General features: G+C 55.3%; 13 protein-coding genes. All 13 read right to left on the reverse strand.

The features are described 5' to 3' along the window. Nucleotides 1-15 precede the first annotated feature (15 nt). Nucleotides 16-1638, reverse strand: a complete 1623-nt coding sequence (locus QQZ17_RS03015; RefSeq protein WP_152401677.1) for an isovaleryl-CoA dehydrogenase — start codon at nt 1636-1638, stop codon at nt 16-18. 113 nt (nt 1639-1751) lie between these two features. Then, entirely contained in the window at nt 1752-2483 is a 732-nt protein-coding gene (rlmB, locus tag QQZ17_RS03020; RefSeq protein WP_042321448.1) for a 23S rRNA (guanosine(2251)-2'-O)-methyltransferase RlmB, read from the reverse strand. Between the two features lie 66 nt (nt 2484-2549). Then, nucleotides 2550-5003 (reverse strand): ribonuclease R, encoded by a 2454-nt coding sequence (gene rnr, locus QQZ17_RS03025; protein ID WP_152401675.1) that lies wholly within the window; start codon nt 5001-5003, stop codon nt 2550-2552. A gap of 156 nt (nt 5004-5159) precedes the next feature. Then, nucleotides 5160-5585, reverse strand: coding sequence for a nitric oxide-sensing transcriptional repressor NsrR (gene nsrR, locus QQZ17_RS03030; protein WP_042321442.1), 426 nt, complete (start codon nt 5583-5585; stop codon nt 5160-5162). Nucleotides 5586-5802: 217 nt separating this feature from the next. Beyond that, on the reverse strand, nt 5803-7101 hold the full coding sequence (locus tag QQZ17_RS03035) for an adenylosuccinate synthase (protein ID WP_152401673.1): 1299 nt from the start codon (nt 7099-7101) through the stop codon (nt 5803-5805). A 103-nt stretch (nt 7102-7204) separates the two neighbouring features. Continuing rightward, a complete protein-coding gene (locus QQZ17_RS03040; protein ID WP_046494405.1) occupies nt 7205-7402 on the reverse strand; it encodes a DUF2065 domain-containing protein in 198 nt (65 codons plus the stop codon). A gap of 86 nt (nt 7403-7488) precedes the next feature. Next, entirely contained in the window at nt 7489-8493 is a 1005-nt protein-coding gene (gene hflC / locus QQZ17_RS03045) for a protease modulator HflC (protein WP_046494403.1), read from the reverse strand. Between the two features lie 2 nt (nt 8494-8495). Beyond that, nucleotides 8496-9752 carry an FtsH protease activity modulator HflK gene (gene hflK, locus QQZ17_RS03050; protein ID WP_152401671.1) on the reverse strand — a complete coding sequence of 419 codons (1257 nt, stop codon included), beginning with the start codon at nt 9750-9752 and terminating at the stop codon, nt 8496-8498. Nucleotides 9753-9941: 189 nt separating this feature from the next. Continuing rightward, on the reverse strand, nt 9942-11222 hold the full coding sequence (hflX, locus tag QQZ17_RS03055) for a ribosome rescue GTPase HflX (RefSeq protein WP_152401669.1): 1281 nt from the start codon (nt 11220-11222) through the stop codon (nt 9942-9944). 74 nt (nt 11223-11296) lie between these two features. Further along, a complete protein-coding gene (gene hfq, locus QQZ17_RS03060; protein WP_042321423.1) occupies nt 11297-11605 on the reverse strand; it encodes an RNA chaperone Hfq in 309 nt (102 codons plus the stop codon). 83 nt (nt 11606-11688) lie between these two features. Further along, nucleotides 11689-12639: a tRNA (adenosine(37)-N6)-dimethylallyltransferase MiaA gene (gene miaA, locus QQZ17_RS03065; RefSeq protein WP_152401667.1), complete on the reverse strand. Its 951-nt coding sequence runs from the start codon at nt 12637-12639 to the stop codon at nt 11689-11691. Further along, nucleotides 12632-14494, reverse strand: a complete 1863-nt coding sequence (gene mutL / locus QQZ17_RS03070) for a DNA mismatch repair endonuclease MutL (RefSeq protein ID WP_152401664.1) — start codon at nt 14492-14494, stop codon at nt 12632-12634. Before mutL ends, miaA begins: the two co-directional genes overlap by 8 nt. A gap of 9 nt (nt 14495-14503) precedes the next feature. Continuing rightward, entirely contained in the window at nt 14504-15835 is a 1332-nt protein-coding gene (gene amiB, locus QQZ17_RS03075; RefSeq protein ID WP_152401663.1) for an N-acetylmuramoyl-L-alanine amidase AmiB, read from the reverse strand. Nucleotides 15836-15850: the final 15 nt, after the last annotated feature.

Raw genomic sequence — 15850 nt, forward strand, 5'->3', positions numbered from 1 at the left:
GCATCCGGCAAAGTATCAGCGCAATCCCCCCGTCGCCCGTAGCAACAGCGCGTCCTGTACCCGTTCTGATAGCAACATCCTACCGCGCGTATCCAGCATCATCTGACACCAGGCTTGTGCAACAGGCGGTGACGCATGTCGCAACATTTCCGTTCCGCATCCCAACAGAAAAATCTGCTGAGTGATATCGCGGCCCAGTTCTTCAGAAGGCTTGCGCAGTCGCGGCAAAAGCTGACGTACCGCGCGATCGAAGTGTCTGTCCTGACCCCTGACGTCAGAGAACGCTTCGCTCAGCATCTCATCGACACCCGTTTGTTTACCGATGACCCGCAGAACATCGAGGCACATAACATTGCCAGAGCCTTCCCAGATGCTGTTAACCGGCATTTCCCGGTACAACCGCGGCAGTTCGCTCTCTTCGCAATACCCTATCCCGCCGAGCACCTCCATCGCCTCCGCCACAAACGGGATGCCGCTTTGACAGACGACGAATTTCGCAGCGGGGGTGAACAGCCGCGCCCAGAGCCGTTCATTGGCATGGCTACGCCGATCCCAGGCGTGAGCCAAACGAAACAGCAACGCGGTTTGCCCTTCCAGCTGTAACGCCATGCGGCTGAGCATCTGGCGCATCATCGGTTGCTCGATCAGCGGCTTGCCAGACACCATACGCTGGTGTGCGTGGTAGACAGCAACCGAGAAGGCGCGACGCATCAGGCCGTGGCTGCCAAGCGCGCAGTCAAAACGCGTCAGACCGCCCATCTTCAGAATATGACGAACGCCTTCGCCCTCGTCTCCCAGCAGCCAGCCGATGGCATCCTGAAACTCCACTTCCGCACTGGCATTAGAACGATTCCCCAGCTTGTCTTTTAGCCGTTCGAGGCGGATCGCATTGCGCTGACCGTCAGGTAAAAAGCGAGGGACGAAGAAGCAGGAGAGGCCGCCTTTTGCCTGCGCCAGTACCAAATGGGCATCACTTTGTGGCACAGAGAAAAACCATTTATGTCCTACCAACCGGTACGATCCATCCTCCAGCCGCTCGGCGCGGGTGGTGTTGCTCAGCACATCAGAACCGCCCTGCTTTTCCGTCATCCCCATACCAATCAGCAGGCCACGCTTTTGCCCACCCGGTGCGAGGTGCGAATCATAGCGATCGCTTTGCAGAGGCGTTTGCCAGTCGGCAAACGTAGCGGGCAACATCTGCTGCAACAGCGGCGTGGCGGCGAAGGTCATGGTGATGGGGCAGAGCGTCCCGGCTTCCACCTGCGCATGCAAGATAAAGCGCGCGGCCCGGGCAACAAACGATCCGGCGCGCGCCTCCTCCTCCCAGGGCAGGTTATGTACACGGTTGGTACACAACCCCTGCATCAGCAGGTGCCATGCGGGATGGAAGCGAACGTCGTCCAGTCGCTGCCCCCGAGGGTCGTAACGCAGCAGCTCCGGCGGCCAGGCGTTTGCCAGCCGTCCCAGTTCAAGAGATTCGGCGGTGCCGAGTTGTTGACCGATACTGGCGAGAAGTTCGCTGTCCCAGCCCGCCCCCTCGCGCGCCACCGCTTCGCAGAGCGCACCATCAGACAGGAACAGATTACTGTTATTCAGGGGTAACGGCTGATTAAAAACGGTGTGAGTTTGCCAATGCATTATGTTTCCCTCCTTCAATGGCATCTCAGTAAGTATGGTCAGTCTGAGCGGAGAATGCCTGGAAAGGAGGGCACAAAAAAGCCATCCTGCTGGATGGCTTCGGGGATACGACATTAGCTACGCTGGCGAACGGCCTCGAACAGACAGATACCTGTGGCGACAGAAACGTTAAGTGATGAGACGCTACCGGCCATCGGAATGCTGATCAGTTCGTCACAATGTTCACGCGTCAGACGACGCATTCCCTCACCTTCTGCCCCCATCACCAGCGCCATACGCCCCGTCATTTTACTCTGATAGAGGGTATGGTCAGCTTCACCCGCCGTGCCGACAATCCAGATATTCTCTTCCTGCAACATACGCATGGTACGCGCCAGGTTAGTCACCCGGATCAACGGAACGCTTTCCGCTGCGCCGCAGGCGACTTTCTTCGCTGTGGCATTCAGTTGGGCAGAACGATCTTTCGGCACAATCACCGCATTGACGCCGGCGGCATCGGCGCTACGCAAACAGGCACCGAGGTTATGCGGGTCGGTCACGCCATCCAGGATCAGCAGGAAAGGTTGATCCAGTGAGGCGATCAGATCCGGCAGATCGTTTTCCTGATACTGACGGCCCGGCTTCACGCGGGCGATGATGCCCTGATGTACGGCCCCTTCGCTTTTCTCATCCAGAAACTGACGGTTCGCCAGTTGGATGACCACACCCTGCGCTTCGAGGGCGTGAATCAGCGGCAGCAGGCGCTTATCTTCACGGCCTTTGAGAATAAAGACATCCTGAAAACGTTCAGGAGCACGCTCCAGCAGGGCCTGCACCGCATGGATGCCGTAAATCATTTCACTCATGAAATTACTCGTTAATAGTTAATCATGCCGGGTGACGCTATGCGTCCCCGGCTTACACTGTGTGGCTTACTGCGCGTCTTTCTTTTTCGCGGCGCGTTTTGCTTTCGTGGCTGCTGCGATTTTAAGCGTTTTTGTCGATGGCTTTTTCGCTTTTTTATCGCCTTTCTTCTCAGCCGCAGGCTTAGCCCCGGCCTTGCCTTTCTTCTCGCCGCGGAAAGCGCTGTCAGGCTCAAAGTTCACTTTTTTGCCGACCTGACGACGACGCCCGGTTTTTTTACCCGCATCGCCTTTTTTCGCTCTTTCGCGCGCCGTTTTACCTTCATTACGCGGTGCTCGTTCGCTGGAGATCAGGCTGAAGTCGATCTTGCGCTCATCCATATTGACCGCTTCTACGCGCACTTCCACGCGATCGCCAAGACGGTAAGTCTGACCGCTGGATTCGCCGGTCAGGCGCTGCCCCACCTGGTCAAAACGGTAGTAGTCGTTATCAAGCGAAGAGACATGCACCAGACCATCAATAAACAGCTCGTCCAGACGTACAAAGAAGCCAAAGCCGGTGACGCTGGCAATCACGCCTTTAAAGACATTGCCAACCTGATCCAGCATGAAGTCGCACTTCAGCCAGTCAGCAACGTCACGGGTTGCTTCATCCGCACGACGTTCGGTCATCGAACAGTGCTGGCCCAGTTGCAGCATCTCTTCCATCGAATAGTGATAACCGCCGGTCTCGGTGGTGTTGCCCTTATGACCCTGCTCTTTCGCCAGCAGATACTTAATGGCGCGGTGCAGCGAGAGATCCGGGTAACGACGGATTGGCGACGTAAAGTGCGCATACTGTTGCAGCGCCAGACCAAAGTGACCGCGGTTTTCCGGATCGTAAATCGCCTGCTTCATCGAGCGCAGTAGCATAGTTTGCAACATTTCGGCATCGGGACGATCGGCAACCGATTCCAGCAGTTCCGCGTAGTCACGTGGTTCCGGCTTGTTACCGCCCGGCAGTTCCAGCCCCAGTTCCGCCAGAACGGAACGGAAGGAGGTGATAGCCTCGGTGGTCGGCTTGTCGTGAATACGGAACAGCGCAGGCTCCTGGGCCTTCTCAACGAAACGCGCCGCCGAGATGTTTGCCAGAATCATGCACTCTTCAATCAGCTTGTGCGCATCGTTACGCTGGGTTTGCTCAATCCGCTCAATACGACGTTCCGCGTTGAAAATGAACTTCGCTTCTTCACTTTCAAACGAGATACCGCCGCGCTCTTCACGGGCTTTATCCAGCACCTTGTAAAGATTGTGCAGTTCTTCGATATGCGTAACCAGCGGCGCATACTGCTCGCGCAACTCTTGATCGCCCTGCAATATATGCCAGACCTTGGTATAGGTCAGACGCGCGTGCGAGCTCATCACCGCTTCGTAGAATTTATACCCTGTCAGACGTCCTTTGGTCGACACGGTCATTTCGCAGACCATGCACAGGCGGTCAACCTGCGGGTTCAGTGAGCACAGGCCGTTGGAGAGCACTTCCGGCAGCATCGGTACCACCTGCGACGGGAAGTACACGGACGTCCCGCGATTACGCGCTTCCTGGTCCAGTGGCGTCGGCGGACGCACGTAATAGCTCACGTCGGCAATGGCCACCCACAAACGCCAGCCGCCACCGCGTTTCTTCTCGCAATAGACCGCATCGTCAAAGTCGCGGGCGTCTTCGCCGTCGATGGTGACTAACGGTAAATCGCGTAAATCCACACGACCGACTTTTGCCTCTTCAGGCACCTCTTCTTTCAGACTGGCAACCTGTTTTTCAACGGCGGCAGGCCAGATGTACGGGATTTCATGGGTCCGTAGCGCCATATCGACAGCCATACCGGTACCCATGTTATCGCCCAGCACTTCAACGATTTTACCTACCGCTTTGGTGCGGCGCGTCGGACGCTGGGTGAGTTCAACCACCACCACAAATCCCATGCGGGCGCCCATCACCTCTTCCGGCGGGATCAGAATATCGAAGCTCAGGCGACTGTCATCCGGAACGACAAAGCCCACGCCTGCCTCGGTGAAGTAACGACCGACAATCTGGCTGGTTTTCGGCACCAGCACGCGTACGATACGCGCTTCGCGGCGGCCTTTACGATCTGCACCCAGCGGTTGCGCCAGCACCTGATCGCCATGGATGCAGGTTTTCATCTGCTCGCTGGAGAGATATAAATCGTCTTTACGTCCTTCGACGCGCAGAAAGCCGTAGCCATCACGGTGGCCAATAACGGTACCTTTCAGCAGATCGAGACGTTCCGGCAGCGCATAGCACTGACGACGGGTGAAGACCAGCTGTCCGTCACGCTCCATCGCGCGCAGACGACGGCGCAGGGCTTCCTGCTGTTCTTCGCCTTCAATGTTCAGTTCCACAGCCAGCTCATCACGGCTGGCCGGTTTTTCACGTTTTGTTAAATGTTCGAGGATAAATTCCCGGCTTGGGATAGGATTTTCGTACTTTTCAGCTTCGCGTTCCTGGAAAGGATCTTGTGACATTGAGGTTCCTCCATTGTCAGCTCCGGTGGAATTCCGTCGTCTTTCTCGCCGTCTCTTTGTTGGCTGCTTTTGCTCTCCCCAGTCACTTGCTTTTGTAAGCGCGTGGGGATTCGCTCAGTTGCCGCTGTGATACGACGCGAAATACTGCGGACTTCATTATTCCACCAGCAATAATTTATAAAGCGGTTGATTTTCTTCAACCAAATCGGCAAGCGTGTAGTTATCCAGTTCCGTAAGAAAACTTTGCACGGCCTTAGAAAGTGCCTGTTTGAGTCGACAGGCAGGGGTAATGTGGCAAAACTCGCTGCTACAGTTCACCAACGACAGCGGTTCGAGTTCGCGCACGACATCGCCAATCCGAATGGTATTCGCGGCTTTACCTAAGCGGATCCCACCATTTTTCCCCCGAATAGCAGTCACAAAGCCCGCCCGGCTAAGTTGATTGATTATTTTGACCATATGATTACGGGAAACGCCGTAGACATCCGTCACCTCCGAAATACTGGTCATGCGACCCTCCGGGAGTGACGCCATATAGATTAGCGCTCGTAGTCCGTAATCGGTGAAACTCGTTAACTGCACATCGACCTCAGGGAAAAGGGGGGAACGGGATACATCTTATATATTGATGATAAACCAGCCATCTGTCCGACTGCCAATTTATTTCACTCGGGAAGGAAAAAGCGAGGATTTAACGCACGATTAAGCCGGATGGCGACGCTTTGCGTCTTATCCGGCCTACTACACTCTGTAGACCTGATAAGCGCAGCGCCATCAGGCACTGCGCCACGAACCCAAATTATGCGTCGAACGGGTCGCGCAGAATCATGGTCTCAGTACGATCCGGGCCGGTAGAAATAATATCAATCGGTACACCGGTCAGTTCTTCGATACGCTTAATGTAGTTCAGCGCTGCCTGCGGCAAACCGCTACGCTCTTTCACGCCAAAGGTGGATTCAGACCAGCCCGGCATGGTTTCGTAAATCGGCTCGATACCTTCCCAATTGTCAGCCGCCAGCGGTGTCGTGGTCACTTCACGGCCATCCGGCATACGATAAGCGACACAGATTTTCACCTCTTTCAAACCGTCCAGTACGTCCAGTTTGGTCAGGCAGAAGCCCGACAGGGAGTTGATCTGTACCGCACGGCGCACAGCAACGGAGTCCAGCCAGCCGGTACGACGACGACGACCGGTAGTGGCACCGTATTCGTTACCCTGCTTGCACAGGAACTCACCGATATCATCAAACAGCTCAGTCGGGAACGGACCCGCACCCACGCGAGTGGAGTAAGCCTTGATGATGCCCAGAACGTAATCCACGTAACGCGGACCCAGACCTGAACCGGTCGCCACGCCACCTGCAGTGGTGTTAGAGGAGGTTACGTACGGATAAGTACCGTGGTCAACATCCAGCAGTGTCCCCTGCGCACCTTCGAACATGACGAAATCGCCACGCTTGCGCGCCTGGTCCAGAAGATCGGAAACATCAACTACCATTGCGGTCAGGATGTCGGCAATCGCCATCACATCATCCAGCACTTTCTGGTAGTCAACCGCGTCAACTTTGTAGAAGTTAACCAACTGGAAGTTGTGATATTCCATCACTTCTTTCAGTTTTTCAGCGAACGTGGCTTTGTCGAACAGGTCGCCAACGCGCAGACCACGACGTGCGACTTTGTCTTCGTAAGCCGGCCCGATACCACGACCGGTAGTGCCGATCGCTTTCGCGCCACGAGCTTTCTCACGCGCGTTATCCAGCGCAACGTGGTAGTCCAGAATCAGCGGGCACGCTTCAGACAGCAGCAGACGCTCGCGAACAGGAACACCACGATCTTCCAGTCCTTTCATCTCTTTCATCAATGCAGCCGGAGACAGCACAACACCGTTACCGATGATGCTGATGACGTTCTCACGGAGAATACCTGATGGAATAAGATGGAGGACGGTTTTTTCACCGTTGATTACGAGAGTATGGCCTGCGTTGTGACCGCCCTGGTAGCGTACAACATATTTAGCCCGTTCAGTCAGAAGATCGACGATCTTTCCTTTACCTTCGTCACCCCATTGGGTGCCCAGTACGACGACGTTGTTACCCATTTTTCAAAATCACCGTTTGCTTAAAAATGGATTCTACCATCGCTTTTTCAGATATACAGCACTTTTTGCATGCAAAAATCAGCTAATTTCGCACACTTTTTGATCAGCCAATCGTTTTCCTCAACATGTAGTAGACCACAACGCCCGCAACCACAAGTCCGCCGCCAAAACGACGTAACGTATTTTCGGGCAACTGCGTCATGGCAGAAATCATCTTCTTCCATGCTCGCGGATAGAGCATCGGGCCTAAACCCTCAAGCACTAACACCAGGGCAAGTGCCAACCAGATTGTTGAGTTCATTGGACGTCCTTATAAAAAAGAAAACCACCGCATCCCTGAGGATGCCGGTGGTTTTATGCGTCTAACCTAAAACCGTTGGAACGATATTATCGCGTTGCGGTGCTCGGTGTCTTCATGTAGCGGAAGAAATCGCTGTCCGGGCTCATGATCATGACATCCTGATTGCCTTCGAAGCTCTTCTCGTAAGCACGCAGGCTACGAATAAAGGCGTAGAAGTCAGGATCCTGGCTGAACGCATCGGCAAACAGTTTCGCCGCTTCAGCATCCCCTTCACCGCGCATGATACGACCCTGACGCTCAGCTTCCGCCAGCGTTTTGGTCACTTCATAGTCGGCTGTCGCGCGCAGTTTTTCCGCTTCTTCCTGACCTTGTGAACGGTGACGACGCGCTACCGCTTCACGCTCAGCGCGCATACGATTGTAGATCGCTTCAGACACTTCGGTCGGCAGGTTGATCTGCTTGATCCGTACGTCGACAACTTCGATCCCCAGCGCCGCCATACTGTTCGGGTTGATCACCGGCACTTTACCATTGGTTTCTGCGGTCACGCGCTCAGCGGCTTCCGCAATCGCGTTATCCGCGGCTGGCGTCGCCACTTCGTCTTCCGTTCCGGCAGAACCAGAGTTCAGCGCGTCACGAACTTCCAGGGTGAGACGACCACGGGAGTCAGTCACGATGTCTTTCACATCCAGACGACCAATCTCAGAACGCAAACGGTCAGAGAACTTACGTTTCAACAACACTTCAGCCTGAGAAATATCGCCGCCGCCCGTCGCCAGGAAGTAACGGCTGAAATCGCTGATGCGCCACTTGATGTAAGAGTCGACAATCAGGTCTTTCTTCTCTTTGGTGACAAAGCGATCGGCCTGGTTATCCATCGTCTGGATACGCGCATCGAGCATTTTCACCGACTGAATAAAGGGAACCTTAAAGTGCAGACCAGGCTCATAAATCAACGGTTTTTTGTCAGCATCGCGCACGACGCTGCTGAACTGGAACTTGATTCCGCGCTCACCTTCTTTCACCACGAAAATAGAGGTGTACAGCACTACCAGCACGATGATGATAATCGCAATAACTGACTTACGCATCGTTATTCCCCCTGACGCTGGTAGTCGTTACGCTGCGCGTTGGCGCGGCGTTGGTCCATAATATCGCCCTGACTGGTGGACGAGGTGTTGCTTGCTCCGGTGCTGCTGGAAGAAGACGTGGAAGGCAGGCGCAGCAGGTTTGAACCGCTATCGCTCTTTGCCGCTGGCGTGCTCGCGCCTTTCAGCATCTGATCCAATGGCAGAACCATCAGGTTGCCACCTTTGTCGTTAACCAACACTTTGCGAGTATGGCTCAACACTTTTTCCATCGTCTCGATATACAGACGCTCGCGAGTAATCTGCGGTGCGGCTTTATATTCCGGCAGGATCTTAGCAAAGCGCGCCACTTCACCCTGTGCTTCCAGGATGGTTTGCGTTCTGTAGGCACGTGCCTCTTCGAGGATACGCTGTGCCTGACCGTTCGCACGCGGCTGAACTTCGTTGGTATACGCTTCCGCTTCACGGATGTACTGCTGTTCGTTCTCACGTGCAGCAATTGCATCGTCAAACGCCGCTTTCACCTCTTCCGGCGGACGCGCTGCCTGGAAGTTGACGTCCAGCAGGGTAATACCCATGTTGTACGGACGAATGGTCTCTTCCAGTTCACGCTGGGTATCGCTACGAATAACGGTACGCCCTTCGGTCAGGATACGGTCCATGGTGTATTTACCGATTACGCCACGCAGTGCGCTGTCGGTCGCCTGACGCAGACTGTCATCTGCGCTGGTCACGCTGAACAGATATTTCTGCGGATCGGTGATACGGTACTGCACGTTCATCTCAACGCGCACGACGTTCTCATCCGAGGTCAGCATCACACCGGAAGCGGCCAGTTCGCGGACGGCTTCCACGTTCACCGGCGTAACCTCGTCGATAAACGTTGGCTTCCAGTTCAGGCCCGGTTCAACCAGATGGCTGAACTTACCGAAGCGTGTCACCACGCCGCGTTCTGCTTCTTTGATGGTGTAGAAACCGCTTGCCGCCCAAATAATGACGATAGCTGCCGCCGCGATGGTGACGACACGCCCGCCCAGATGCGGACGCGGGCCTTGCGATGAGCTTCCGCCGCCAGAGCCGGTACCTTTACCGCCCCCCAGACCACCGAGTTTTTTACTCAGTTTGCGAAAGATGTCATCGAGATCAGGTGGCCCCTGCTCGCGACCACCTTTGTTTCCATTTCCCTCAGAGTTGCCGCCTGGTTTGCTGCTTCCCCACGGGTCGCGGTCTTGTCCGTTATTACCGGGCTGATTCCACGCCATGTTTGTGCTCCATATTTGTTATGCGATGCTATACCTGTGTCTTTTGCGCTACAGATGCGTTGGCTACATCCCTCAACCCCAGTCACATAGTTGACTATATTCCAGGGGCCTTCAGGACTTGCCGCCTTCCTGACGCACAACATCCACAAGGTACAGAGGCGAAAAAATCTTCAGGCCATATCCGTCAGGTCAGACAACATAGTCTTTCAGTGCCGGTTCTTGTTTACAGAGGCGACGCCAGTCAACGATCGGCAGGCGAACTTGCAGACTTACGCTACCGTCATCCTCCATCCACTCTTTTTCTATTGCCTGAAGCTGATAAAAACGGCTTCTCAGACGCCCTTCCTGCGGCGGCAAACGCAACGTGTGCTGCGCCACCTCGCCGGAAAGTCGCTCCGTCAAAGCCTGAAAAAGCTGTGGTATCCCAACCCCTGTCTGCGCGGAAAGCCAGACACGGATCGGTTTGTTCTCTTCATCCCGGTCGATACGCGGTTCAAAGTCATCCAGCATATCGATCTTGTTCATCACCATCAGGGACGGGATCTCGTGAGCATCGATCTCTTTGAGAACCGTATCCACTGCGTCGATGTTTTCCTGCACACGCACGTCCGCTGCATCAACCACATGCAGCAACAGCGTCGCCTGACGCGTTTCCTGGAGGGTCGCTTTAAACGCCGCCACCAGATCGTGCGGAAGATGGCGGATAAATCCAACGGTATCCGCCAGCACAGTTTCCCCGACATCCGCCACGTCAATGCGTCGCAGCGTCGGATCCAGAGTGGCAAACAGTTGATCTGCCGCATAGACCCTGGCTTCGGTTATCTGGTTGAAAAGGGTGGATTTTCCGGCGTTGGTATATCCCACCAACGAGACGGTCGGGACATCCGCCTTAATGCGCGACTGTCGCCCCTGCTCACGTTGCTTTTCAACTTTTTCCAGGCGCGACTGGATCTGCAATATACGGTTTCGCAATAAACGACGGTCGGTTTCGAGCTGGGTTTCACCCGGACCGCGCAAACCAATCCCGCCTTTCTGTCTTTCGAGGTGGGTCCAGCCACGGACAAGACGCGTAGCCAGATGGCGCAACTGCGCCAGCTCAACCTGCAATTTCCCCTCATGGGTACGTGCACGTTGCGCAAAAATGTCTAAGATAAGGCCGGTGCGGTCGATAACACGACACTCACACAGGCGCTCCAGGTTTCGCTCCTGGGCCGGGCTCAATGCATGATCGAATAATACGACGGCAGCGCCTGTCGCTTTTACGGCTTCCGCAATTTCAACGGCTTTACCTTCACCAACAAAGTACTTCGGGTGCGGTGCTTTACGGCTACCGGTAATCACCTGCATTGCTTCGACACCGGCGGAAGAGACCAGAGACTCAAACTCCTGGAGATCTTCCATATCTTTGTCTTGCGAAAAATAGATGTGTACCAGTACCGCCTGCTCACCGGCGTCATAACGGTCAAACAAGCGTCAACCCCTCGATATAGATCAGCGGGGAACGCAGAAATTCTGGCTCCCCGTGTGTAAAACAGTCAAAAACCTTATTCGGTCTCTTCGCTGTCCTGTTGCGCAGCAGAACCCTGCGCGCTGCTACCGTGATGATAGTTACTGCTGGTACCGCCACCGGCATTGTTACTGTGATGAGAAACCGGGCGAGACGGGACAACAGTAGAAATCGCGTGCTTATAAACCATCTGGCTGACCGTGTTTTTCAACAGGATCACAAACTGATCAAAAGACTCGATTTGACCTTGCAGCTTAATACCATTCACCAAATAAATAGAAACTGGAACACGTTCCCGACGCAGTGCGTTCAGGAACGGATCTTGTAAAGATTGCCCCTTAGCCATTCTCTCTTTTCCTTATATGCTTATTTGTACTTTGAATCTTTCGATTCTGAAAATTGCGCACGATACGCCTTAATTGTACACATTCAGTTCGCGATAGCACCAACAACCTGTAATACTTCGTTCCGCGCCTGCTCAGGTTTCTCACTGTCAAGCCAGTGCGCCCCTTCCCAACCGCGCAACCAGGTTACCTGGCGCTTTGCCAACTGCCTCGTGGCGCAAACACCTCTATAAACCATTTCATCGTATGATATTTCGCCTTCAAGGTATGACCACATCTGGCGATATCCCACACAACGAATGGAAGGCAAGTCCGTATGCAAATCTCCGCGGGCAAAGAGCGCCCGAACTTCTGCTTCAAATCCTGAAGCCAACATCTGATGAAAACGCTGCTCGATGCGTTGATGCAATAGCTCACGGCTCGCTGGGGCGATAGCAAACTGATGCACCTGGTACGGTAAAGCATCACCTGACGTTTGCGTCAGTTCCGTTAAAGTTTTACCCGAAATGAAAAAAACTTCCAGTGCCCGGGAAAGTCTTTGCGGATCATTCGGATGAATACGCGCAGCAGCAACCGGATCGATTGTCTGCAACTGCTGGTGCAACGCATCCCACCCAAGCTCAGCCGCCTGTTGCTCAATTTTGGCCCTGACCTGCGGGTCTGCCGACGGTAACGGCGAGAGACCTTCCAGCAATGCCTTGAAATACAACATCGTACCGCCCACTAACAGCGGAATACGCCCCGCCGCAGTGATCTCACTCATCTGCGCCAGCGCATCGCAGCGGAAATCCGCGGCAGAATACGCCTGCGACGGATCGCGAATATCCAGCAATCGGTGCGGAGCCACTTTTAACTCTTCAGCGTCCGGTTTCGCCGTCCCGATATCCATCCCTTTGTAAATAAGGGCGGAATCAACGCTTATCAACTCTACTGGCAAAACTTTACGCAATTCAATCGCTAGCGCTGTTTTGCCCGAGGCCGTTGGCCCCATCAAGAAAATTGCCTTTGGCAGGCTCGCCTTACTGATATCACTCATGTTTCAGGGCATTCATCGCCGTATGTAAATCAACAGGTTGCAACAGACCACCCGGCGGTGCCTTCACGAGCTGCGGGCAAAGCCGCTCCACATCAGCCAACAGGGTAATGGCCTGAGCCATTGTCCACTGCGCATGCTCGCTCATCAGATTACGCGCAATCCACTGCGCCAGATTGCCAGGTTCAAGCGCTGGCTGCTGCGTCAGGTAGCCTATCAGTTCAGGAATCAAGATTTGTAAATTTTGTTGGCGTAAGGGTAAAGGCACCGCTTGAATGGTCACATGCTGGGCATCTGCCTGAAATTCAATCCCTAATTCCACCAGCGCGCCCTGCGCGTTTTCCAGCGCGACCTTTTCATCCGCAGAGACTTTTAGCCGCAGCGGAATCAACAACGGCTGGGCACAGACCTTTCCCTCTTGCGCAGAGAGCTGCGCCTGACGCAACCAGCGTTCTGCAACGGGCAGCGCCAGCAGGTAAATGTTCCCTTCGCGTTCCAGCAGCGCGCAGTCGTTGCCAACGATAGTGAGCACGCGACCGAAGCTCTGACTGTGTCCCGCCAGTGCTGACACCGCAGGTTCCGCCGCGGGCGATTTTGTCGCCGCCGTCGGCGTTTGCAGGAGCTGGCGATACACTTCGCCCTGCTGTTTCTGGTAGCCCGGTTGGGCATGCGGCCAGCTTGCCGCTGTCGGGCGCGGAGCGCTACTGCCCGCTGACGGCGCGGAGGCGTAGCGTGGTGCCGTAGGTTCACGCACCGGCGCCGGCTCGGCAAAATGGTTACGCCCGGCGGCCACGCGGTTTTCGGGAACGTGTCGGGGCGCAGGCTCACCTTCGGCTTCCAGTGGTAATGGCGATTCAAGCTGCTGTTGCAGCACACTCAGTACACCCTGGTAGATAAAGTCATGCACCAGGCGCGACTGATGAAAACGCACTTCGTGCTTGGCCGGATGCACGTTGACATCCACCTGATGCGGGTCAATCTCGAGATACAGCACAAACGCGGGCTGCTGATCGGCACCCAACTTATCTTCACACGCCTGACGAATCGCATGGTTGATCAGCCTGTCGCGCATCATACGTCCGTTAACGTAGCAGTACTGAATTTCCGCCAGCGCCGTCGTGGTGTGATTGGGATCGGCGACCCAGCCGCGTAAGGTCAGATCGCCATGCTGCCACTCAATCGCCAGCGCCTGCTCAAGAAACGGCGTGCCGCAAATGGCCCCCAGACGACGCTCTTGCGGCCCGTCTTTCGCTACCGCACGGTACTGACGCACCATTTTGCCGTTGTGCGACAAGTTGATCGTCACATCAAAACGCGCCAGCGCAATGCGTCGAATGATCTCGTCAATATGGTTGAATTCGGTTTTCTCGGTGCGCATAAACTTGCGCCGGGCGGGAGTGTTATAGAACAGATCGAGCACTTCCAGCGTGGTCCCTACCGGATGTGCGGCCGGTTTGACCGTCACATCCATATCGCGCCCTTCGGCGTAGGCTTGCCAGGCTTCCTGCTGCTCTTCAGTGCGCGATGTGAGCGTCAGGCGAGACACCGAACTGATACTCGCCAGCGCTTCGCCGCGAAAACCGAGGCTGATGATCGCTTCCAGATCGTCAAGCGACGCGATTTTACTGGTGGCATGACGCGCCAACGCCAGCGCCAGTTCATCTTTCTTGATCCCACAGCCGTTGTCACGAATGCGGATAAGCTTCGCGCCGCCGCGCTCGATATCAATATCGATCCGCGTCGCCCCGGCATCGAGACTGTTTTCCACCAGCTCTTTGACCACCGATGCAGGTCGTTCAACCACCTCACCTGCGGCAATCTGGTTCGCCAGTTGTGGCGGTAACACCTGAATCGGCATGCAAATTCCTTAGTTGATCAACGACTCACCCGGCGTCGCGGCGCTCGCGGTTTGCGCCGCGCTTCCCTGCGGGGCCGACTGCATCGGATGCGCCTGGAAGTAGTTACGCAGCCCTTTGTAGATCGCGTCGGCAAGCTGCTGCTGATACGCATCGCTCGCCAACAGACGTTCTTCACTGTGATTACTGATAAAGCCGGTCTCCACCAGCACCGACGGAATATCCGGCGAGCGCAGAACGCCCAGGCTGGCATGCTCAGGACGCCGTTTGTGCAGTGAACCAATCCGTTCGAGCTGGCCTAACATGTTGGTTGCCACATCATACCCTACGCGTTGGGAATGGCCGAACTGCAAATCCAGCACCGCCTGGCTTAAGTAAGGATCGGACTGGCTGTTTGCCAGCACATCCCCCGCACCGCCCAGCAACTCTGACTGTTTTTCATGTTCTTCCAGCCAGTTCGCCATTTCGCTGTTGGCGCGCCGGTTCGACAGCACCCATACGGAAGCACCGGTGGCGCTTCGGTTGGGCGCAGCATCGGCGTGAATTGACACCAGGAAGTTGGCGTTTTGCTTTCGCGCCACGTCGGAACGCCCCATCACGGAGATAAAATAATCCCCATCGCGGGTTAACACGCCTTTAAACATCGGGTCGGCATTGAGTAATGTGCGCAGTTTACGGGCCACCGCGATAGTGACATTTTTCTCTCGCGTGCCGCCAGGACCAATCGCGCCGGGGTCCTGTCCGCCGTGCCCGGCATCGATGGCGATCACCACTTTGTCACCACTGCTGGATGTCGCCCTGGCCGCAGGGCGTGTTGCCGTATTGCTACTGGTCACGGCGGTGGTTCGATCGTCACTGGCTTTAAACGGATTGCGTGCAGGTTCACTCGGACGTGGCGTCACCACCGGCGTCTCCACGCGTTTAGCGACAACGGGCGCAGGAGGGGGCGGAGGGGGGGTATCGGCGTTAATGGTAAAGACCACCGTGTAATTTCCGCCATTCTGCCGTTTTACCGCCTCGGTCTTCCCATTTTCAGTTAAATCCACCACCAGTCGTAGTGACTGCGGATCTTTCGCCGTACCGGAACGAATGGTCTTCACCAGGTTGTTACCGCTGAACATCAGCGGAAGCCCCTGAATGACCCCCGTTTGCTTAATATCCAACGCAACGGTACGTTTGCCTTCATGGGAAAAGGCATAATCAGGATCGCCAATAAAGCTGAGCGTAATACGCGCCTGCCGATCGCCGTTGGAGACCTGTATATCGGAGAGGCTGGCAGCCCCGGCCTGCGCGCACAGCAGAACCAGCATAGCCACCAACCCATTTCTGATGCGATAAATCATCCCGCCACCTTTAAG

Origin of the sequence: Citrobacter sp. T1.2D-1 (assembly GCF_950098555.1) — a bacterium.
Lineage (GTDB): Bacteria > Pseudomonadota > Gammaproteobacteria > Enterobacterales > Enterobacteriaceae > Citrobacter_A > Citrobacter_A telavivensis.

Coding starts and splice junctions, on each gene's coding strand:
- QQZ17_RS03015 (WP_152401677.1), bottom strand. CDS start 1,638: ATGCATTGGCAAACTCACACCGTTTTTAATCAGCCGTTACCCCTGAAT.
- rlmB (WP_042321448.1), bottom strand. CDS start 2,483: ATGAGTGAAATGATTTACGGCATCCATGCGGTGCAGGCCCTGCTGGAG.
- rnr (WP_152401675.1), bottom strand. CDS start 5,003: ATGTCACAAGATCCTTTCCAGGAACGCGAAGCTGAAAAGTACGAAAAT.
- QQZ17_RS03035 (WP_152401673.1), bottom strand. CDS start 7,101: ATGGGTAACAACGTCGTCGTACTGGGCACCCAATGGGGTGACGAAGGT.
- QQZ17_RS03040 (WP_046494405.1), bottom strand. CDS start 7,402: ATGAACTCAACAATCTGGTTGGCACTTGCCCTGGTGTTAGTGCTTGAG.
- hflC (WP_046494403.1), bottom strand. CDS start 8,493: ATGCGTAAGTCAGTTATTGCGATTATCATCATCGTGCTGGTAGTGCTG.
- hflK (WP_152401671.1), bottom strand. CDS start 9,752: ATGGCGTGGAATCAGCCCGGTAATAACGGACAAGACCGCGACCCGTGG.
- hfq (WP_042321423.1), bottom strand. CDS start 11,605: ATGGCTAAGGGGCAATCTTTACAAGATCCGTTCCTGAACGCACTGCGT.
- miaA (WP_152401667.1), bottom strand. CDS start 12,639: ATGAGTGATATCAGTAAGGCGAGCCTGCCAAAGGCAATTTTCTTGATG.
- mutL (WP_152401664.1), bottom strand. CDS start 14,494: ATGCCGATTCAGGTGTTACCGCCACAACTGGCGAACCAGATTGCCGCA.
- amiB (WP_152401663.1), bottom strand. CDS start 15,835: ATGATTTATCGCATCAGAAATGGGTTGGTGGCTATGCTGGTTCTGCTG.